This window comes from uncultured Campylobacter sp. (genome assembly GCF_938045205.1).
GTDB lineage: Bacteria > Campylobacterota > Campylobacteria > Campylobacterales > Campylobacteraceae > Campylobacter_B.
Genome location: NZ_CALIMY010000057.1, coordinates 1 through 20,747, shown reverse-complemented (window position 1 = coordinate 20,747; position 20,747 = coordinate 1). Strand labels below are relative to the sequence as shown.

Below are 20,747 nucleotides of genomic sequence, written 5' to 3'. Positions count from 1 at the left end.
AAATTTCACATAAAATTTAGCGCTAAATTCTATCTTTGCTACGCTTACGCAGCGTTTAAATTTAATCTTGCCAGCGGTTACGGCTAAATTTTAAATTTTCAAACTTGCCGTTTAAAAGAGCCGTCATCTGAGGGAGTGCGCGCAGGCGGGCGCAAGCAAAAAATAGCCTCAGGCGCTGTTTTATCGCGGGCCTTCGTCCGCATCAAGTCATACCGAGCCGCCTTAAAGCCCCAAAACTCACGCGATTTCTAATTTTGCTATCGAGCCGCACCGAACCGCAGCCAAACTCGCGCGGCGAAAATCTAAATTTACGCTATAATCTTGCAAAACGGAGCGTAGAACTCCTGCTGCGCGACGAAATTTAAATAAAGGCCCGCAAATTCGGGCTTCTTAGCTTTCGCGCGGCTGCGGCGTAACGCTAAATTTAACGGAGGGCGCATGGATAAAGAGCGGTATATTTTTGAGAAATTTAGATCGAAGCTTAATGGTGATGATTGCGCCGTGATCGGCGAACGGGCGTATTGCAAGGATCTTTTTGTCGAGGGCGTGCACTTCCGCCGCGGCTGGCTGAGCCTGCGCGAGATCGGTGCAAAGGCGATGCTCGTAAATATCTCGGATATGATCGCGACGAACGCGCGCGCCAAATACGCCCTGCTGGGGCTTGCACTGCCGCGCGAGATCGGTACGCGCGAGATCGACGAGCTGTGCGCGGGCGTGAGCGAGACGGCGCGCGAGTGGGGCATACGGATCATCGGCGGCGACACGGTAGGCTCGGATCGCATCGCGCTTAGCGTGAGCCTGATCGGCAAGTGCAAGCGCCCGGTGTTTCGCAGCGGCGCGCGCGCGGGCGATCTCATTGCGCATACTGGCGAGCTGGGTAGCGTCGGGCGCGATCTGACGGTGCTTTTAAGAGATGAAATTTCGCCCGCTAGCTCGCAGACGCAAAACCGGGACGATAAAATTTCGTCGGTGCAAGGTCTAAGCGATGAGTCGCAGGGTCTGAACGCCGAGGCTTCGGCGACACAAAATCCTGGCGATGAGGTGCGAAGCTCGGGCGATAAAATTTCATCTGCGCGCGCCGAGCCGCAAAGCCTGGACGCCGAAAATTCGGCGCAAAATTCCGTGTCGCGGAGCAGAGACGATCGCAAGAGCCCTACGGCGCAAGATAGCGGGCTGCAAAGCGGCGGCTATGACGACTCTGCCGGTAAAATTTCTACGCAGTTCGATAACGAAATTTCTACGCAGAGCTTTGATGGCAAAATTTCTGCGCCGAGCCCTGATAACGGAAATTCTACGCAAGATTTGAATGCTTACACCGCGTGCAGCGTGTCGCAGGGCTCTATAACACAAAATTTAGATACTCACGCTTCGTATGACGGCTTGCAGGGCTCCGCGACGCAAAATCGGGACGCGGAGTTTTTTGAGCAAAATTTTACGACGCAAAATTTGAGCGTAGGAAATTCTATCGGAAATTTTATGGCGCAAAAATCCGCAGCGAATTATACGGCGCAAAGCCTCGCATGCGAAAATTCTACGTCGCAGAGCTCTGCAGGCGAAAATCCTGTGCCGGGTAGTGGCTCATATCGATTGCGCGAGGATCTACGCGCAAAAATTTCAAAAAATTCGCGCTTCGTCAGGCCCGTCTTGCGCGATAAGTTTTTTTACAAAGCGGCGAAGCTGATTAGCGCGGCGATGGATATTAGCGACGGGCTCGCGCAGGATTTGCCCCGACTGCTCGAGGCTAGCGGCGTGGGTGCGCGCTGGATCGCCCGTCCTAGCGAGGCTGCGATGCAAAGCGGCGAGGAGTATGAGATTTTATTTAGCTTCGCGCCGAAATTTTTGCCCAAAATTTACGCGATTGCCGCTAAAACAGGCGTTTCGATCAATATCATCGCCGAGGTTTGCCCGCGCACGCCGCAAAGCTCTATGGAATTTCGCGGCAGCTCGCACCACTTCGCTCCTTGAAATTTGCTGAGCTCGCTTTAAATTTTACGGCGCGTAGCATGGAATTTGAAATTTCGCAGAGCCACGAAATTTTGTGGAGGCGTAGAATTTTATGAAGCCGAGGAATTTGGAATTTGAAATTTTGCCCCTTCACGTAACCTACACGCAAGCTCGCTATCATACCGCTACAAAATTTACAAAGGAGCCGTATGAGGGAGATCGTAAAAAAATTTGTCACAGGCGACGCGGATATTATATTCGCCAGACTTTCCGTTATCATCGTGCTTGCCGTGATGGGCAACTACAAGTGGTTTGAGTTCGAGGTGGAGGCTTTAAAGCTGCTTTTTTCGCAGACGTGGCTTTCGTTTTTGCCCTCAGCGCTCGGGGATGCCGGCGCGAGCTACTTTTTGGGCGTGGTGGAGACCGTGGGCTATCTCTCGCTCATCGCGGGCTTTTTCAAGCCGAAGGCGGGCATCGTGGGCGATCTCATCGTGATCGTCATGGCGCTGAGCACGCTCAGCCTACTGCCGCAGCTGGGCAAGATCGACGGCTTTATCTTTAAAGACCTTTTCTTGCTAGGCCTTGGCTTGGTGCTGCTAAAATACGACCTGGCGCGCCTTTGCCACGGAGAAAAAAGCTGCGATTGAGCCGTCAAAACATACTGGCGTCGGTTCCGACGCAACACTAAATGATCGCGCACGGCGAGTTTGAGGCGTTTGATTTAAAGCCTGCTTTGCCGGCTGGGTGCGTGCTTGAGCTCGCTCGCTCGCATAGCACCCTTTAAAATACGGCCGCGCGCTAAAATTTTATGACGCGCGGTTGAAATTTATTGAGCTGCGGTAATTAAATTTTACCGACGCTTAAACTCAAAATTATAAAATTTAAATCGACCTATCAGATTGTGCCACAAATTAAGTCGCGTTAAATTTGACGGCGAAAGCTTAATCTTAAGCTCAAAGCATTAGATTCAGATCCAGCCGAATTCGCATTTGATTAAGCGAAACGAAAAGTGCAAAGTTATATCATTTCTTAGAAATTCTGCAATTTTTTCGAAAGGATGAGATATGAAGCACTTTTCACTCTCAAAGGCCGTTTTTATGGCGGCGAGTCTGGCCCTGCTCGGGCTAACGGCTGCGAATGCGCAGGAGAAATTTTCCCCCGTTATCGTTATTCACGGCGGCACCAGCGGGCTTGATCTAACTAAAGAGGAATTTAAAATCCGCGAAGAGCCGATGAAAAAAGCGCTTTTAGCGGGTCAAGCCGTGCTTGAAAAAGGCGGCAGCGCGATGGATGCCGTAACTGCGGCCATTATGGTGCTTGAGGACGATCCGAATTTCAACGCGGGCAAGGGCGCGGTATTTACAGCTGACGGATTTAACGAACTCGACGCCTCGATAATGGACGGCTCGACCAAAAAAGCGGGCGCGGTCGCGATGGCAAGGCATATCAAAAACCCTATCCTAGGCGCCAGGCTCGTGATGGATAAGACGTGGCATACGCTGGTTGCGGGCGAGGGAGCCGACAAGCTCGCCAAAGAAAACGGCCTAGAGATGGTGGATCAGAAGTATTTTTTCACGCAGTTTAGATACGACGCGCTGCAAAAGGCCAAAGAGAAGCAAAAGTTGCTACTTGATAGCGAAAAGACAAAAAAGACGTCGCTAAATTTACACGAGCGCCCATATCTAGGCACCGTAGGCGCGATCGCGCTGGATAAAAACGGCAACCTAGCCGCAGCGACCAGTACCGGCGGTATGACCAATAAAATGACCGGCCGCATCGGCGATAGCCCTATAATCGGCTCGGGAACCTACGCCGACAACGACTCGGTGGCGGTTTCTTGCACCGGCACGGGCGATATATACATGCGCGTAAATGCCGCACACGAGGTCTCGGCTCTTTATAAATACAAAACGCAAGACGTGCAAAAGGCCGCCGAAGAAGCGGTAGCCCAGGTCAAAGCTCTAGGCGGCAGTGGCGGCATCATCTCGATCGACAAGCACGGACACACCGGCTTTGCATGGACGAAAGATAAGCTCGGAATGTATCACGGCGAGGCAAGGCTCGGAGCTAAGCCGATCGTTTACTGGCCGCTTGGCGAGAAATAAGCGTAAATTTAGCCCCTCTACGGGGCTAAATTTAAATCAAATAGCAAGGACAAATACGCTTTTTATCGCACGTCTATCGAATTTGGCGCTTTCATCGATCAAGCGCTTCGGCGAAGCAAATTTAGTCAAATTTTAATTTCAACACCTTGGCAAAGCGCAAATTTTCTATTTAAAATCGGCTCTCTTTAACTTAGGCTCAAACCAAGGAGTATTAAGTTCCGCCGAGCCTTGAATTTTACCAAAATCCATATTTCTTGATACCAAAGCGCTCAAATTTCAGGTAGAATATCGCCACATAAAATCAAGGCGGTAAAATGAGAAAATTTATAGTCGTTCGCGGACACGCGGGCTCGGGTAAAACGACTTTCGCAAAAGAGAAAATTAAAGAATTTAAAAACGAATACCTTCAGGCGCAAATTTATCATCTGGAAAACGATATGTTCTTAACCGATGAGGCGGGGGTTTATACTTGGTCGCCGAAGCTTTTGGAGGATGCAAAGCGCAAGGTCGCCCGCGAGATAAAGCAGGCGTATAAATTTGCCATGGAAAACAAAGATAGAGACGTTCTTATCGTGCTTAGCAACGTGAGCGCGCGCACCAAAGAGCTGTTAAGCCTAAAAGAGCAAGCCGCCCAAAATGGATTTATTTTCGAATGCTTTAGAATGCAAAATTTCTTCGCCTCCGAGCACGGCGTCGATGAAGATACCGTGATAGCGATGTTTATCAAGGTCGCAAACAACAAAATAGAGGGCGAAATTTTGATCCCGCCCGTTAATCCTATGAGCGAAAGCGTAGCGCAAAAGATTAAAGACGCGGCGGCTCTAAACAGGCGCGATCTGCCCTTTGATGCGGCGCAAAATACCTACGTAACGAAAAAATATATCGCCGCTACGCAGGATAAAAGGCTCTGGAGCGCGCGTCAAAGCGAGCTTTATCCCGAGCTTCGCACCTACAAATACTCAAAACGCGTCTTTTTCAAAGCCGATTGGGATAAGGCGTTGCTTGAGATGCGCGGGCTCATAATGGACGATGATCTAAATATCATCGTGCGTCCATTTAAAAAGGTCTATAACTACTCGGAATTTACCTCGCGCAAAAGCCTTTATCCTATCGACATCACAGACGATACGCCCGTGCTTGCCGTGCGAAAGGTAAACGGCTTTTTGGGGTGTTGCACCTACGTAGATATCGGCGAAAGCGGCGCGAGCTTTAACCGCCGCGTCATCTACTCCACGACGGGATCGACCGATAGTAGATTTGCGCAGATGGCGCGCGAGCACTGCTGCAAATTTGAAGAGATTTTCAAACGCTATCCAAATAAAACTTTTTTATTTGAGATCACCGACGAGAGCGATCCGCACATTGTAGAAGAGGAGCTTGGAGAAACTTTTATCGGACTTATCGACGTTAAAACCGGCGCGCAAGAGAGCGAATTTGAGCTGGATAAGATCGCTGCAAGCACTGACGGAGCGCTAAAAAGACCTTTTTATAAAGAGGGCGAGCAGTATCTAAAAACGAGCTTTGCGGAGCTTAAAAATATAGTCAAAGAGGCGAAATTCGAGGGCTTTATGGTGTATATTCCGAGCCAAAACGATTTTTGCTTTAAGATGAAAACGCCTTATTATCTCGTGAATAAATTTTTCGCTCGCAGTAAAAACGAGGCGCTTTCCGGCAAACTCGATAAAACCAAGCTCGATGAGGAATTTCACCCTTTAGTCGATCACATCAAAGCAAACGAGCGTGAATTCAGATCCCTTGACGAGCAGGGCAAGCTAGGCTTTATAAAAGAATTTTTAGAAAGAATTTAACGATTAGCGCGGATATTTGACGCCGTGTAAATTTACGTAAAGCTCAAATTTGATGCGGCGATTAAAGCTTAAAGGAAAAATGATGATATTTTTTACCTCCGATTTGCATTTTTATCACGCCAATATTATGAAATACTGCCCTAAATTTAGGGATTTTAATGACGTAGGCGAGATGAATGAAAGGCTAATAGAGCTCTGGAATGCCGTAGTGGGGCCCGAGGATACGGTTTATGATCTGGGCGATTTTGCATTTTGTAATAAATTAAAGGATCTAAAAAGCGTCGCGCGTAGGCTAAACGGCTCGCATGTGCTGATTTTAGGCAACCACGACACGCTCATCAGCCAAAACAAAGAAGCGCTGCTACGCGAGCTAAAAGACGACGGAAATCCTATTTTTAGCGATATCCTACACTACAAGGAGCTAAATTTTGACGGCGGAGCGGGCGCGATAAAGGACGGCAAAGCGGGTATGAGCATCTGTATGTTTCACTATCCCGTGGAGGAGCACAACCACGCCTCGAAAGGCTCTTTTATGCTTCACGGGCACTTGCACGACCGCGCTTCTAGCCTGGAGGGGCGCATACTAAACGTAGGCTTTGACTCGCACGGCAAAATTTTAAGCTTAGACGAGATCGTGCAAATTTTAGGACAAAAGCAAATCGCGGCAAGATATTTGTGATCCTGGCTAAACACGGACAGCCGCAGCATTGATTTAAAGCGTAGCCTGCCGCAATATCTTGCAAAGGCGCTCGCATAATACAGGGATAGGCAAAGCGCTCGACGGCAGCGGCAGCATCTTTATCGACAAGCACGGACACACGGGCTTTGCGTGGACGAAAGATAAACTCGGCATGTATCGGCGAAGCAAGACTTGGAGCCAAACCGATCGTCTGCTGGCCGCTAGGCGAGAAATGATTGATTTTAGCAGATAGTGCAGAAAGCAGAGAAGCGCTCGGCGAGAAACGATTAAATTTGCCCCGCCTATTTTGACTCGGGCGGGGTCAAATTTAGTTAAATTTAATAGTTTATTCAAAAATCCCAGAATTTGATTTTATACATAAATACGAAGTCAAATTTTAAAGCGATAAAACCTAGCTTCACCGCTCAAATTTAGCTTCTATTGCCTCGCTTGCCTTTTGCCTCCGCGCAAATTTTAAAATTTGCCGCGTGCTTTAAAAAGATCGGTGTGCATTTTGAAGGACGGCTATGCGCTTAAAATAGCTGCACCGCCCGTTTTAATAAAACTTCGCTTCGGCAGGACAGAGCTTATCTAAATTTTAAAATTTATCCGCGCATAATCCACGCCAACTCGCCGAGCGGCAAGAATGGGAGGAGGGATAGCTTCCGTTCGAGTATCAAAACCCAAAACGATACCGCCTTTTGCACTAGCTATGAATACGGTGTGTATGAAGCAACAGAGCAAGGGCGAACCCAACCGGTGCGCGGGCGAAATTCGCGGAATTTTGCCGATTGTCGCGCGCGATTTTATCTAAGCTGCTGCAAATTTTATCCATAGCCGCCGCAATCTTGCCCGCATTCACATAGAATTTCACGGAATTTTATAGAATTTTCGCTGCGCATTCTGCAAACCGATCGGCAAAATTTTGCGGACGCGACCGAATTGCATGCGTGAATTTTGCCGTCAAATTATAACCTAGCGCAAATTTTACGGACTGAATCGCTAGCTAAATTTAAACCCGCGCGGTTAAGCCCAGCAAGCCCGCCTGCTAAAATTTCGTTTGCGCAGAATTTCATTTGTGAAAAGTTAAAATTCCAGCCGAAACTCCGTCTCGCCCGGCTTGCTTCTGCATGAAATTTTAAGCCCGAGCTCGTCGCAGTATTTTTTCACGATAAAAAGCCCGATGCCAAAGCCGCCGTTGCGCTGATCAAAGCGGGTGTAAAGCTCGAAAATATGCGGCAAATTTTGCTGCGCGATGCCAGCGCCGCTGTTTTTGATGCGAAGCGAGCACTCGCGCAGGCTCACCTCGACGCAGCCGAGCTCATCGCAATATTTTATCGCATTGCCAAGCAGATTGTCGATGATTTTTCGCAGCTTAAACTCATCCGCACAAAAGGCCGCCGGACGCAGATCGGCGCGTAGATTTATGTGCTTTTGCTCAGCAGAGATGTCGAAATACTCTATGCGGCTTTGCAGCAGCTTGCTTAAATTTACCTCTCGCCCACTGCCGCTTTTGTTTAAGCTTAGCGCGGTTAGGTCTTCAAACAGCGCGTTTATCGTATTTGCGCCCGTCTTGATATTGCCCAGATATTTTTTCGGTTCGGTTTCAAAAAGCTCGATACTCATCAAAATCACGCTAAGCGGGGTTTTTATCTCGTGCGTCGTGTCTCGGATGAAGCCGTTTAGAAACTCGATCTTTTCGTAAAGCGGGCGTAGCGAAAGGCGGATGATAAAATACGCGATCAGCAAAATAAGCGCCAAAACAAGCGCGCTCGCGGCTAAAATTTTAAGCTTCAGCGCCGCTAGCTTGCCCTCAAGCGCCTCCGTTTTGATCGCCACGTAATACTCCGTGCCGTCCTTGCCGGTGAGATTAAACTGCTCTATCCTGTTAGACCCCTCCATATACACGCGCGGTGCGTCATCCTTTGGCTCAAAATCCCGCGCGATCTCATCGCTGCTATTCAGATCCGCCGCGTATGCCTGCATAGCGTCGAAATCGCCCTCGTTTAGGCGCCCGCCGCGCGCTAGCTTAGCCTCTAAGCCGTGCTTGAAATCTCTGATCGCAAAGGCATCGCGATCCGCGATAAAAAACTTCTCCCGCTCGTAAAATATGCTGCTTACCAGCGCTAAAAACAGGACGCTAGTAAGAGTGTAGAGTAAAAAAATCGGTAAAATTTGACGCATTTTGGACACGGCGCGCTCCTAGATATATTTGTAGCCGAGCTTGGAGGCGTTTATGATGCGATCTTTGCCTAAAATTTTTCGCAGCTCCGCGATATAAACGCGCAGGCTAAGCTCGCTCGGACTCTCGTCGTAGTCCCACAGCGCAGCGAAAATTTCATCTTTGCTAAGGAACTTATCGCGGTTTTTCAGAAGCAGAGCAAGAAGCCGCGCCTGCTTCTGCGGCATCGGCACGGCTCTTCCGTCGCGATAAAGCGCGTGCTGAGCCATATCGAAGCTAAAACCTCCGCCGATATCTTCGCGCAGGGCGGCGTTATGGACGAAGGTGCGCTTTAGTAGATTATCCGCGCGCAGGGCTAGCTCTTTTAGCTCGAAGGGCTTTTTGAGATAGTCGTCGCAACCGCTTCCAAAGCCGCTTTCGACGTCTTGCAGAGTATTTAGCGACGTCGTGAAAATGCACGGTGCTCCGCGCCCAGCCTCGCGCAGCTCGCGAAGTAGCGCAAAGCCGTTGCCACCGATGATTTTGACGTCGAAGATCCACAGATCGAAGCTCTTTTCGTATGCTAATGAAAGCGCCTCGTCGTAGCTTTTACTGCCGCTTACCTCGTGCCCCGCGCTGCGCATGTAGGTGCACATCATATCTAGCAGCATTCCCTCGTCCTCGACGATCAAAACCCTTGCCATAGCCCGCCTCCTTGCGTAGAATTTTTGAAATTATACCCTGTGAAATTCCACGTAAAATTTAATTGCGAAATTTCACGGCAAATTTTATCGCAGCGAAACAGTGCGTCTTGGCTCAAAAGTATGCTTACTAAATTTAGGCTTATAAGATTGCTCCCTAGTATTGTTGTTCGCGAGGCACGCCGAGCAGCGCAAGAGGCTAAAATTTTACGATATTAAATTTTCACGCCGCGGAATTTTAAAATTTACAGGCAAAACACTGGGCTTTAAAATTCCGCCGCTACGAAATTTTAAAATTTCACGTCCTAAAATTTCGCCGCGTAGAATTTCAAAACCTTGCCTGCACCGATAAAATTTTGCGAAATTTCATCGGTGCTATGCCGCATAAGCTTCAAAGCTAAATTTTAAAATTTCTACGCCGCGATTTGATAAAGTAAAATTCCGCGCAAATGCTGCGCGGAACTACGTAGCTTGCGCGCGGGCAGCTATTGCTGCGTCATAGGGCACACAGCGGCGCCCGCGTTTTGATTGCACGGCATCTCGCCTCTTGGCGGCATTGCTTGGCCCATGCCGTCGCGCATTCCTTTAGGCGGCATATGACCGCACTCGCCGGGTGCCATCTGCGATCTGTGCGGACCGAACCCGCAAGCAGGCCTTTTAAATTTGCCGAAATTGCCGCGGTCTTTGAGCTCTATATCCAGCCTATCCGCCTGCTCGACGCTTAGCTTGCCCGCCTGAGCGTTATAGTTTTTTCTAAACTCGTCTAGGAATTTCTCGCGATCCTCGACGCTCATAGCGTCCAGCTTCTTTTTAAACTCCGTCTTAAATCCGCGCTTGAGATCCCTTGCCTGCGCTCTTAGCTCGCCCGCGCGCTTATCGATCTCAAACGCCGCTTCGCTTAAGCTCTTGGCGTCGGCGCCCGCGACTACAGCATTGATCTGCTCGGGAGTGCTATTTTGAAAATCTGCGGCGAACAGCACGCCCGCGACTAAAACGCTTGCTAAAACAATCTTTTTCATTCTCTCTCCTTTGCGAAAGTTGGCGTGATTGTAGGAAAAAGTCGTGAAGAAAAAGTTAAATGAAGCTCACGCCGTCAAAATAGCTCGGCGTCGTAAATTTAAAGCTTTGATTTAAATTTAGAAAATTTTACGCCTCTGCGACAAAAACAAAGCGGAAGCGCAATGCGCACAAACAAGGCTAAATTTTAAAATTTTAAGCGGAAGGTAAGAGGTGTGCAGCGCGTAAATTTAACATAAATTTCGCGCTGAATAGATTGTATTAAAAGCCCGCCATGCATAAATTTAACGGCAGAGCGGGCGTATCTCTGCGCTGCGGACGGCGAAATTTCATCGCGTAAATTTAAACCGCAGGGCTGCTAAATTTAGAGATTGCGGATGATTAAATTTCATCCGCAACGAAGCTTATTTTATAACGCCGCAGACCATTCTAGCGCCGCCGCCGCCAAGCGGCTTCGGATGATCGCTGTGGTTATCGCCGCCTACGTGAACCATTAGCGAGTGGCCTTTTAGCTCATCTAAGCTTTTGATCTTCGGAGCTAGCACCGGATAGACCGCATTGCCCTCGGCATCGACGAAAAGCGCAGGCAGATCGCCCTTGTGGCCGCTATCATCCCAAGCAAACGAGTGCTTTTTGGTATCGCTTGGATCCCAGTGGCCGCCCGCTTTCATGCCTAAGCCCTTCTCATTTGCGCCGCAGTCGGCATTTTGATGCACATGAAAGCCGTGCGCGCCGCTAGCAAGACCTTTTAAATTCGGGAAAAACGCCACGCCGTAGTTCGTCTCGACCGCTACGACCTCGCCGACGGCTACATTGCCCTTCTCGCCTAGCTGCTCCATCGCGATGACAAGGTGCTTGCCGGTCTTAGGGTCGAAATTTTGCATATCGCCGTGCTCGTGAGCGATCAAGGCGCTTGCGACTAAAATTGATGAAATTAGAAATTTCTTCATGATAAATCCTTTAAAATGAAATGCGTTTGCAATTCTATCAAAAAAATACTTAAAAATAATTTTTTTCAATTAGACAAATTTCGCTTTTTATCCAAAAGATTTATCGCATAAAATAAAATCAAGCTGAAAATCACGAGCAAAACGCTTAAAATCAGCGCCCGCTCGTTCTCGCCGTCATATACGGCGTTGTAGATTGCAAGGCCTAGCGTGTCGGTTTTACCCACGATATTTCCGCCCAGCATCAGCGTGATACCCACTTCGCCAAGCCCGCGCGAGAGTGCTAAAATAAGCGCGGAGCCGAGCGTTTTAAGCGAGCTTGGAAGGATTACGAAGAGGAAAATTTGAGCTCTGTTTTTGCCCAAAATTTGCGCGGCTTCGATTAGGCTCTTCGGAAAGAGCTCAAAGCTCGCACACACGGGCTTTACAAACAGCGGCAACCCCACTAAAAATGCGGCGATTACCAATGAAGAAAAGTTAAAAACGATGTCTAAATTTAACGCAGAGCCGATAAACCCGCTCTTTCCGAAGATGTAAAGAAGCAAAAATCCCGTCGCGATCGGCGGGAAGATGAGCGGAAAAATTACTAAAATTTCGACGATCTTTTTAAATTTGGCTTTGCTGAAAGCCAAAAAATACGCAATTGCCAGCCCTATTGAAATCAGCAGCAAAAAGCTGCAAAATAGGGCTTTGGTGCTTAGTATCAAAGGATGCGCGATCCAAGCGATATCGCTCATTTAAGACCGAATTTTGAAAAAATCTCTTTTGAGCGATCCGACTTAAACTCCTCCATCACCTTTTCGCAAAGCGCCTCATCGCTGCATGCGCTAAGCCTTGCAATGCCGATGTATGCGGGGCTATAGAGGCTCTCGTCGATGTAGATGATCGAGCCGAACTCATCTTTTTTGGCGACCGCTTCGGTGCTGTTGATAAAGCCCGCCTGCACCTCACCGTTGATGACATAAGCGACCACCTGCGGCACGCCCGCGACGGCTAAAATTTTATCTTTTACTCCATCCATCTTGGCGTTTTGTAAAAACTCGTTCGTCCTGATACCGTAAATCGCCTTTTTAGGATCGGGCATCGCGATCTTATCGAACTTTACGATCTCTGAGACACCCTGTATTTTGATATTTTTTGGCGTCACCAAAACGAGCGTGCCGCGGCCGATGCGTTCAAATTTAGTGATATTTAGATCGCTTTTTTTCAAAAACGCCTCGTCGCCCACGATGAATGAAATTTTATTCTCGCGCGATTGAATGACGAGCTGGCCGAGGTTGGCAAACGATCCCGCCACGTCCATGCCCTCTTTTTTCAAATTTTCTATCACGGCCGAGACGGGCTTTTTGTATCCGCCACCGGCTGCGATTATCAGCTGATCCGCGCAGAACGAAACGCTTGCCGCAAGCGCTAAAATAAAAGCAATTTTTTTCATGAAAATCCTTTTTTGAAATTTTAAGAATTCTACAAAATATAATCTTATTTATTAATAAATCCCGCTTTTTTGCGGATCTAAAGCGCGCAGCCTGCATCATAATTAAAATTTAATATTTAGACAAGCTCTATCTTTCCGCCTAGATCGCACACGCCCTGATTCCAAACCGCCGAGCTTACGAGTACATCCGCGCCGGTAGCTGCAAACTCTGCGCAGTTATTTTTATTTATACCGCCCGCGGCGCAAATTTTAATCTGCGGCGCCGTTTCATCTCGCTTCAAAACGCAGGCTCTAAGCTCGTCCGGGCTCATCTTATCGCACATTATCGCATCGGGTGCGTAGCCTAAGAGCTCGCTAAATTCGCCCTCGCTCGCCACTTCGATCATGATCTTTCGCTCTGGCGCGCGCTCTTTAAATTTAGCGATCTGCGCGCAAAACTCGCTAAAGCTCGCAAACGCGCGGATATGGTTTGAAAAAAACAGGACGCTGTCGTGCAACCCTAGGCGGTGCATGCTCCCGCCGCCCGCGATCAGCGCATTTACGCAAAGCTCCTTCGCAAAAGGAAAACTCTTGCGCGTAGCACCCAGCACGCAGCGCGGATTACCTTCTCGCATCAGCGCAACCATCTCGTGCGCGTAGGTCGAAATTTTGCAGGAGTACTCAAACACGATCTGAACGATCTTCCAAGCTTTATGGAGGCTCTCAAAGCTCCCCCGCGCGCTAAAAATTTCATCCCCCGCGAAAAATGCGCTTCCTTCGCGCGCTAGATACTGCGTCTCGCAGCCGAAGCGCGCCGCCACTTCGCGTGCAATTCCGCCGCCGCTAAAGATCAGATCCTGCCTCGTTACGATCGAAAGTCGCGCGAGTGCGTTTAGATCCACAAAGTCCCGCAAAAGCTCGGTCGTAAGGTCCAAAAACGCGCCGTCGCTAGCGATAAGATCGTCGATTTTACTCTGAGAAATAAACATCTCTAGCCTACGAAGTGAATTTTAGCGGGCTCAAAGCGTGAATGCGCCTTTGTGACGCGAGACGGAAAGCCCAAAGGCATAATGCAAAACGCCTCTAAATGCCCGGGCAGATCCAAGATTTCTCTTACGCGCTCCATCGCGTAAATATCGGGCGCTACGCCCAGCCACGTGGTGCCAAGCCCCAAATGGTGCGCCGCTAGCCAGAGATTTTCTGCCGCACAAGCGCAGTCGTAGCGAGCGTAGGGCTGGAATTTTAAGCCGCTTTTGCGCGTGCAGACCACGATCGCAAGCGGCGCATCCTTCGTGCAGCCGCCGTAGGTGCCGACGCTGCTAAGTAGCGTAAGCGTGGTGCGGTCGCGCACTACGTAAAACTCCCATGAGCGCTGGTTGCCCGCGCTAGGGGCTTGCATCGCGGCTTTTAGCACGAGCTCGATCTGATCGTCGCTCGGCATTTTTTCGGTAAAATTCCGTACGCTCGTGCGTGTAAAAATTTCATTCATCGCTGCTCCTTTAAATTAAATTTCTAAATTCCGCTTTTTGCGAGCGGTAAAAAATGGAATTTAGAAGTAAGCTTGCCGCTGCGTTTGCTTGAGCCTCGCTTACGCTTTACGCTATTTAGGCGCTACGTGGCGGCCGATGCGCGCAGATTTGGTTTTACTTGCCTGGGTGCGCCTCTTTTTGCATCAAAAAGCGTAAAGTCGCGATAGAATTTCAAGCCTCATCACTATGAAACACGCCGCATAGGATAGCTGCGCGAACTTAATTCAATCAAAATTTCGCTCACAAGCAAGCTTGCGATCCGCGTATTTAAATTTTAATCCTAGGCTGCTATCTGGCACCTGCTAAAATGACACGCCGTATGCATCAATATGTGCGTGTAGCTCGCGTGGTCCTTAAATTTCATTTCGCACCGAGTCTGCGTCGATCTTTGCGGATAAAATTTTATCCTTCGCAGCAATGAAATTTCACCTTTGCGCCGAGCAAATTTTATCTTCATCGCCTGGTAAAATTTAACTTTTGCCGCTTTGTATTTTAACCGCACGCGCGCCGCAAAGCACTTGCCGCGCCGTACCGCATGCAAAGCGCGCTCGGATCATCAAAAGCTCAAAATATCTAAAATTTAACCGCCAAACACGACTAGGCGGAGCCGTGCGCCGAAACGCTATAAAATTTTAACCGCTTAAGCCTGCTTGCTTATCAGCCTGCGCACGACGTAGCTTGCGATGAAAAGCCCGAAGCTCGCGGTCACGCCCATGAAGCTGCCCATCGATTTGACGCGCGGCGGCTCGCTTGAGCAGACGACGTCAAAATCGCCCGCAAAGCCGTGCTTTCGCAGCTCAGATCTGATCTTACGCGCGAGAGGATCGCCTTGCGTCTGCCAGATTGAGCGGATTTCGATTTTAGCGGGATCGAGCCTCTTTGCGCCGCCCATCGAGCTTACAAATCCTACGCCCGCCTCGCTACAGCGCAGCGCAAGAGCGATCTTAGCACTCACGTCGTCGATCGCGTCGATTACGAAATCAAATTGCGCTAGATCAAATTTAGATAAAAATTCCTCATCGATCCTAGCGACGATCGGCGTTACGCCTTTAAATTTGCGTGCGAAAACCTCACATTTTAGCTCGCCTACATGCTCGCTTCCAAGCTGGCGGTTTTGATTGGTTATCTCGAAGCGATCGCAATCGATCACGCTTAGATTTACCGCGCCGCTGCGGTATAGCGCCTCTATCGCCGCTCCGCCCACGCCACCGCAGCCGCAGATTAAAATTTTAGCGCTTTGCAGCCTTGCAAAATCCTCGCCAAAAAGTAGGCGCGAGCGCGAAAAGCGGTCTACTACGACCTCACTCATCGTTTTTCATCCACCTTTCTAGCGCGCTCATCTGCTCGTGCGCGGTCAAATTTAACTTAATTGGGCTTAGCGTTGCCCGCCCCTCAAAAAGTGCCGAAATGTCGCTATTTTCGTTTTTGCTTGCATCAAAACTGAGCGTAGATTTGCCTAGCCAATAATACTCTATTCCGCGCGGATTGCGGTTTAGCTGCGCGTCGGTATCGTAGAGCTTCTCGCCGCACGGAGCAACCGAAAGCCCCTTAAAATCCTGCTTTGAAACGGCAGGGACATTTAAATTTAAAAACTGCTTCGGCGGCAGAGGAAAGCCTTTATTAAAGATTTTCTCGACCAATTCCACCACGAGCTCGCACGCGAGATCAAATCCGTACCGCTGCAGCGAGTCCGCGACGTAAAACTGGCTCACCGCAAGCGCGGGAATGCCTTGCAAAACCCCCTCCATCGCGCCTCCGCAAGTGCCCGAATAGGTCACGTCCTCCGCGACGTTGGCGCCGTGATTTATGCCGCTTATCACTAGATCGGGCTTGCGGTTATACAGCGCGCGAAGCGCCAAATACACGCAGTCTGCGGGCGTAGCGTCATCTAGTTTAAAAAATCCGTCGTCGAGCTTTACAAATCTAAGCGGGCGCGTGAGCGTGAGCGAGTGCGAGCATGCCGATTTTTCCGAGCTTGGCGCTACGATAGTGACGTTTGCGACCGATCTTAGTGCGCTTGCGAGCTCCAAAAGCCCGTGCGCTTCGAATCCGTCGTCATTGGTGATTAAAATTTCTTTCATATTCTCTCTTTAGCTAAAATTTCACGACAGGCCTATCTAAGCGGAATTACGTCTGCAAAATTCTAGCGCTCAATTCTTTACTATGTAAAAATTGCTACTTAGCTTGCGCGGCGTAAAATTCCATCGCGCCAAATTTTTTCGCAAAAATTCCATCACGAAACTTAGATCACAAAATTCATAGAAAAATTCCGCCTTTACGCTACAAATTTTTATAGCCTGCTATGCAATTTCATCGCCTAAATTTCGTTTTCGAAATTCCTTAAATTAAATTTTGCGACCGCACTCCGCAACTCGCCGCAAAATTTCGCCTTTTAAATTATCACAGATTTTACACCATAAAATTTCGCTTTCGCGCCGATGTAAATCCGCGGCATAAAATTATGCGAGACTATCTATAACCCCGCTTTACGGCATATCTCCTCGCTCACCTGCGAATCAAGTAGGTGCGAGCTTGGATAATCGTAGAAAAATCGGTGCACTTCACGCACTCCGCTTCGCAATAAAGCTCGCGTACTAGGTGCGTTGCAGTCATTTTCGGTAATATCCTTGGTTAGCAATTTGAGATATTTTTGCCGATCGGAGCTTTTCAGGCTCGCCCAGCCAGGGCTTAGCGAGTAGGCATAGATCAGATCGCTTCCTTGTGCGCTAATTTCTTCGAGGAAGGCAAACTGCGCAACCTTAACGTGGGGCTTGGCGCCGCCTACGTCTGCTGCGATCTCGCTAGCTGCGGCTTTAGCGACGAGTGCGGGCGAGCCTAGCTTGCTAAGCGCCTCAAAACGCGCCGTTACTGCGGGATCCTCGGTGACTTGACGCTTTTGGTATTTAGCCGCACTGCAACCGCCCAGCAACATCGCGAACGCGCCGCATAGCGCTAAAATTTTAAAATTTCTCATCTTAAATCCTTTGTCGGCTTAATTTTAGCACATTTTGCTATAATTAACAAAAATTTAAAAGGCTAAATTTGAAATATTTAATCTCTTGTCTAGAACCCTCTGCGAACCTGCATTTTAAAGAGGTTCTAGCGCATCTTAAAAAACTCGATCCCGCTTGCGAGATTTGCGGAATTTTCGATGAAAAACTTGGCTCGCCGATATATAAAAGCAGCGAGTTTTCGGCGATGGGCTTTGTTGAAATTCTGCCGCTGATTTTAAAAGCCAAGCGCGCGATGGCGCAGATGACGCGGCTTGCGGCGGAGTGCGATCGCGTGCTACTCATCGACTCGCCCGCGTTTAATCTGCCGCTTGCTCGCGCGATCAAAGAAAGCGGCGCGCGCGCGGAAATTTCATATTATATCCTGCCGCAGGTTTGGGCATGGAAGCCGCACAGAGCGGAGAAGCTGAAGGCGTTTTGCGATAATCTGCTCTCAATCTGGCCTTTTGAGGCAAAATTTTTCGGCGCGGATTGCGAGGAAGATAAAGGCGCTGTGCCGCAAGAAGCGGAGGGCAAAGACACTGCACTACAAGAAACAAAAGATAAAGACGCTACACCGAAAGAGGATGCCGCGCGCCAAAGCAGCCAAAGCGCCAAAACCGCAAAGTACTCTTTCGTGGGGCATCCGCTGCTTGATGAGATAAAACTCCAAAAGAAAAGCTACGAAAAGCAAGGCAAGATCGCCTTTATGCCGGGCTCGCGTAGGGCTGAAATTTCAAGGCTGATGCCGATTTTTAGAGCACTTGCGCCTAAATTTGAAAATAGCGAGCGAACCTTAATAATCCCGCCGCATCTGATGGATCAAAGAGATGAAATTTACGGGCCTCTGGACGGTTTTAGCATCGCAAACGATACTCCTGCCACGCTTAAGGATTGCGATTTCGCCTTCATCTGCTCGGGTACGGCGACGCTTGAAGCGGCGCTCATCGGCACTCCGTTCGTGCTGTGCTACAAGGCTCGCGCGTTTGACGTTTGGCTTGCGCGAAAGCTCGTAAAGCTAAAGCACGTGGGGCTTGCAAATATTATTTTTGATTTTTTGGGCGAGGAGTCGCTGCACGAGGAGCTTTTGCAATCCGAAGTAAGCGCGCAAAACCTACTCGCCGCATACGAGCGCTGCGACGCCGCGAAATTTAAACTTGCGAGCGAGAAGCTGCGAGATTATCTGAAATTCGGCTCCAGCGAAAACGTGGCAAAAATTTTAACGCAGCCCGCGAGCTAAAATTTTAAGGCTAAAGCTTATATAATTTGATAAAAAGAAAGGAAGATTATGACGACCGAACCAATGACGCTTTACGGATATGAAAAGATCACCTCCGAGCTCAAGGAGCTTCAGAGCGTGAAGCTGCCTCACATCGTGCAGCAGATCGACATCGCGCGCGGACACGGCGATCTGAAAGAAAACGCCGAGTACCACGCAGCGCGCGAGGAGCAGGCGTTTTTGCTCTCGCGCATCGCCGAGCTTAGCGACATCGTCTCTCGAAGTAAAATCATCGACCCCTCCACCTACGAGCACGATCGCGTAAAATTCGGCTCTACCGTTACCTTTATGGACATGGAGACCGAGCGGGAGGAGGTTTACACGATTGTAGGGCTTAGCGAAGCGGACATCTCGCGCAAGCTCATCAATATTAATACGCCTCTTGCGCGCCAGCTTTTAGGTAAAGCCGAGGGCGATGAGGTGGTGCTTCAGCTCCCATCCGGCACCCGCGACGTAGAAATTCTAAGCGTCGAATACAGGCCGATTAAATTTGGAAAATAAGATGAAAAAAGCGGGAATAATCGGCGTTAGCGGCTATACCGGGCTTGAACTGATTAAAATTCTACTTTCTCATCCAGGCTTTGAAATTTCATATTTAGGCGCCTCGACGCAGAGTGAGATAAGCGAAATTTTCCCGCAACTTCGCGGGGTTTTGCAGATGCGCGTAGAAGCCGCGGATGCTCGCGTTGCGGCGCAAAGATGCGATCTTATTTTTTTGGCGCTGCCGCATGAAAAAGCGATGGAATTTGCCCGCGAAATTTTAAAATTTAAAAGCGTCAAGGTAGTTGATCTATCAGCTGATTATCGCCTAAGCCGCGAGCTTTACGAGAAAAATTACACCACGCATTTAGACCCTCGTAATTTAGCCCACGCCGTTTACGGACTGCCCGAGCTAAATCGCGAAAAGATCCGCACGGCGCGGCTTACGGCAAATCCGGGCTGCTATCCTACCTGCTCTATTTTGGCGCTCGCGCCGTTTATGCGGCTACTAGATCCGGATACCGGCGTATTTATCGACGCAAAAAGCGGAGTAAGCGGCGCGGGCAAGGCTCTTAAAACGAGCAGCCATTTCGTAAGCGTAAACGAAAACGCGGGCGCCTACTCGCCGATCTCGCATCGCCACGCAGACGAGATCAAAGAGCAGCTGCAAATTTTAAAAGGCGGCGAATTTAGTACGATTTTCGTGCCGAATTTGCTGCCGATTACGCGCGGAATGCTGGTTAGCGCGTTTGGCGTACTGCAAAAGAGCGTGGATGCAGAGGCGGTGCTACGGGAATTTTACGCAAACGAGCCTTTCGTGCGCGTCCGAAGCGAGCCCGTGAGTATAAAAAACGTCGCAGGGACGCACTTTTGCGATATTTTTGTAAAAACTGCGGGCGATAAAATTTGGATCAACTCGGCAATCGATAATCTTTTGCGCGGAGCATCGTCGCAGGCGGTCGCAAACGCAAATTTAATGTGCGGATTCGCCGAAGCTACGGCGTTGCCGCGTATCGCACACGGAATTTAAGCGATGAGCTTTTTGCAAAAGCCGTTACGCGCGGGAGCCTAGATGCAAAATGATCAAATTCAGACGATAAAACCGGGCGCAATCTTTATCGGCGATGCGCACGCGGGCGCAAGCAGGCCGCAATTTTTGAAATTTCTGCGCGCGCTGCGTTCTGCACAAAGCCTGCCGCCCCAAATTTTTATGATGGGCGATATGTTTGATTTTTTGGCAAACACGACCTACGTGCGGCGCTTCTACGAAGAGGAGATCGCGCTAATAAACGAGCTGTCGCAAAAATGCGAAATTTTTTACTTCGAGGGCAATCACGATTTTAATCTGCGCGAAATTTTCCCCTGCGCAAAAGTTTATCCGAACGCCGCGCAGCCCGTTAAATTTATCTGCGAGAGCGGCGAAGCGGTACAGATTGCGCACGGCGATCTGTTTTTGCCGCGCCTGACGCAGCTTGCGCTGCTTTCGCTGCGAAACAGAGCTTTTCTGAAATTTATGGATCTGCTCGATCGCGCTTTGAAATTTAAAATTTCAAAGATGATCTTAAAATCGCAAGAGGGGAAAAATCTATACAAAAAAATGCCAAATTTTAAGGATATAATCGCGCCGAAGATTGATTTTTACGCGGCAAATTTAATCATCGAGGGGCACTATCATCAAGATGAAATTTTATAT

At 49.2% G+C, this 20,747-nt stretch carries 22 protein-coding genes; 11 read left to right on the top strand and 11 right to left on the bottom strand.

Annotated features, from left to right (window positions below; genetic code table 11):
- Positions 1-438: 438 nt before the first annotated feature.
- The 7 genes from Q0198_RS03470 (at position 439) to Q0198_RS03440 (ending at position 7,350) form a co-directional block, all read left to right on the top strand.
- Positions 439-1,965: a thiamine-phosphate kinase gene (locus Q0198_RS03470; RefSeq protein ID WP_297895024.1), complete on the top strand. Its 1,527-nt coding sequence runs from the start codon at positions 439-441 to the stop codon at positions 1,963-1,965.
- Between the two features lie 188 nt (positions 1,966-2,153).
- Positions 2,154-2,591, top strand: a complete 438-nt coding sequence (locus tag Q0198_RS03465) for a DUF417 family protein (RefSeq protein WP_297895021.1) — start codon at positions 2,154-2,156, stop codon at positions 2,589-2,591.
- Positions 2,592-3,008: 417 nt separating this feature from the next.
- Entirely contained in the window at positions 3,009-4,049 is a 1,041-nt protein-coding gene (locus tag Q0198_RS03460; protein WP_297895019.1) for an isoaspartyl peptidase/L-asparaginase, read from the top strand.
- Between the two features lie 314 nt (positions 4,050-4,363).
- Positions 4,364-5,857 carry an RNA ligase gene (locus Q0198_RS03455; RefSeq protein ID WP_297895016.1) on the top strand — a complete coding sequence of 498 codons (1,494 nt, stop codon included), beginning with the start codon at positions 4,364-4,366 and terminating at the stop codon, positions 5,855-5,857.
- An 82-nt stretch (positions 5,858-5,939) separates the two neighbouring features.
- Positions 5,940-6,536 (top strand): phosphoesterase, encoded by a 597-nt coding sequence (locus tag Q0198_RS03450; protein WP_297895014.1) that lies wholly within the window; start codon positions 5,940-5,942, stop codon positions 6,534-6,536.
- Positions 6,537-6,594: 58 nt separating this feature from the next.
- Positions 6,595-6,789 carry a hypothetical protein gene (locus Q0198_RS03445; protein ID WP_297895011.1) on the top strand — a complete coding sequence of 65 codons (195 nt, stop codon included), beginning with the start codon at positions 6,595-6,597 and terminating at the stop codon, positions 6,787-6,789.
- Between the two features lie 393 nt (positions 6,790-7,182).
- Positions 7,183-7,350 (top strand): hypothetical protein, encoded by a 168-nt coding sequence (locus Q0198_RS03440; protein ID WP_297895009.1) that lies wholly within the window; start codon positions 7,183-7,185, stop codon positions 7,348-7,350.
- A 272-nt stretch (positions 7,351-7,622) separates the two neighbouring features.
- Here the strand turns inward: Q0198_RS03440 and Q0198_RS03435 are convergent, their stop codons facing one another.
- From Q0198_RS03435 to Q0198_RS03385, 11 genes are all read right to left on the bottom strand, one after another.
- Positions 7,623-8,720, bottom strand: a complete 1,098-nt coding sequence (locus Q0198_RS03435; RefSeq protein WP_297895027.1) for a HAMP domain-containing sensor histidine kinase — start codon at positions 8,718-8,720, stop codon at positions 7,623-7,625.
- An 18-nt stretch (positions 8,721-8,738) separates the two neighbouring features.
- Positions 8,739-9,401 carry a response regulator transcription factor gene (locus Q0198_RS03430; RefSeq protein WP_297895007.1) on the bottom strand — a complete coding sequence of 221 codons (663 nt, stop codon included), beginning with the start codon at positions 9,399-9,401 and terminating at the stop codon, positions 8,739-8,741.
- 482 nt (positions 9,402-9,883) lie between these two features.
- Positions 9,884-10,417 carry a DUF1104 domain-containing protein gene (locus Q0198_RS03425; protein ID WP_297895004.1) on the bottom strand — a complete coding sequence of 178 codons (534 nt, stop codon included), beginning with the start codon at positions 10,415-10,417 and terminating at the stop codon, positions 9,884-9,886.
- Between the two features lie 402 nt (positions 10,418-10,819).
- Positions 10,820-11,365 carry a superoxide dismutase family protein gene (locus tag Q0198_RS03420; protein WP_297895001.1) on the bottom strand — a complete coding sequence of 182 codons (546 nt, stop codon included), beginning with the start codon at positions 11,363-11,365 and terminating at the stop codon, positions 10,820-10,822.
- A gap of 65 nt (positions 11,366-11,430) precedes the next feature.
- Complete coding sequence (locus tag Q0198_RS03415) at positions 11,431-12,099, bottom strand: ABC transporter permease subunit (protein ID WP_297894998.1); 669 nt, start codon at positions 12,097-12,099, stop codon at positions 11,431-11,433.
- Complete coding sequence (gene modA, locus Q0198_RS03410) at positions 12,096-12,797, bottom strand: molybdate ABC transporter substrate-binding protein (RefSeq protein WP_297894996.1); 702 nt, start codon at positions 12,795-12,797, stop codon at positions 12,096-12,098. The genes Q0198_RS03415 and modA overlap by 4 nt, the downstream gene beginning before the upstream one ends.
- A 116-nt stretch (positions 12,798-12,913) precedes the next feature.
- Positions 12,914-13,765: a ModD protein gene (gene modD, locus Q0198_RS03405; protein WP_297894993.1), complete on the bottom strand. Its 852-nt coding sequence runs from the start codon at positions 13,763-13,765 to the stop codon at positions 12,914-12,916.
- Positions 13,766-13,767: 2 nt separating this feature from the next.
- On the bottom strand, positions 13,768-14,265 hold the full coding sequence (locus Q0198_RS03400; RefSeq protein WP_291938251.1) for a nitroreductase family protein: 498 nt from the start codon (positions 14,263-14,265) through the stop codon (positions 13,768-13,770).
- A 680-nt stretch (positions 14,266-14,945) separates the two neighbouring features.
- Positions 14,946-15,614 carry a ThiF family adenylyltransferase gene (locus tag Q0198_RS03395; RefSeq protein WP_297894990.1) on the bottom strand — a complete coding sequence of 223 codons (669 nt, stop codon included), beginning with the start codon at positions 15,612-15,614 and terminating at the stop codon, positions 14,946-14,948.
- Positions 15,607-16,386 (bottom strand): 5'/3'-nucleotidase SurE, encoded by a 780-nt coding sequence (gene surE / locus Q0198_RS03390; RefSeq protein ID WP_297894988.1) that lies wholly within the window; start codon positions 16,384-16,386, stop codon positions 15,607-15,609. Before surE ends, Q0198_RS03395 begins: the two co-directional genes overlap by 8 nt.
- A 392-nt stretch (positions 16,387-16,778) precedes the next feature.
- Entirely contained in the window at positions 16,779-17,279 is a 501-nt protein-coding gene (locus Q0198_RS03385) for a hypothetical protein (RefSeq protein ID WP_297894980.1), read from the bottom strand.
- 68 nt (positions 17,280-17,347) lie between these two features.
- On the opposite strand from Q0198_RS03385, the gene Q0198_RS03380 reads away from it, so the two are divergent.
- The 4 genes from Q0198_RS03380 to Q0198_RS03365 all read left to right on the top strand — a co-directional run.
- Positions 17,348-18,535 carry a DUF354 domain-containing protein gene (locus Q0198_RS03380; protein WP_297894977.1) on the top strand — a complete coding sequence of 396 codons (1,188 nt, stop codon included), beginning with the start codon at positions 17,348-17,350 and terminating at the stop codon, positions 18,533-18,535.
- A gap of 48 nt (positions 18,536-18,583) precedes the next feature.
- Positions 18,584-19,075, top strand: a complete 492-nt coding sequence (gene greA / locus Q0198_RS03375; RefSeq protein ID WP_297894975.1) for a transcription elongation factor GreA — start codon at positions 18,584-18,586, stop codon at positions 19,073-19,075.
- Position 19,076: 1 nt separating this feature from the next.
- Complete coding sequence (argC, locus tag Q0198_RS03370) at positions 19,077-20,084, top strand: N-acetyl-gamma-glutamyl-phosphate reductase (protein WP_297894972.1); 1,008 nt, start codon at positions 19,077-19,079, stop codon at positions 20,082-20,084.
- 42 nt (positions 20,085-20,126) lie between these two features.
- A partial coding sequence (locus tag Q0198_RS03365; RefSeq protein ID WP_297894969.1) for a metallophosphoesterase occupies positions 20,127-20,747 on the top strand: 621 nt, incomplete at its 3' end.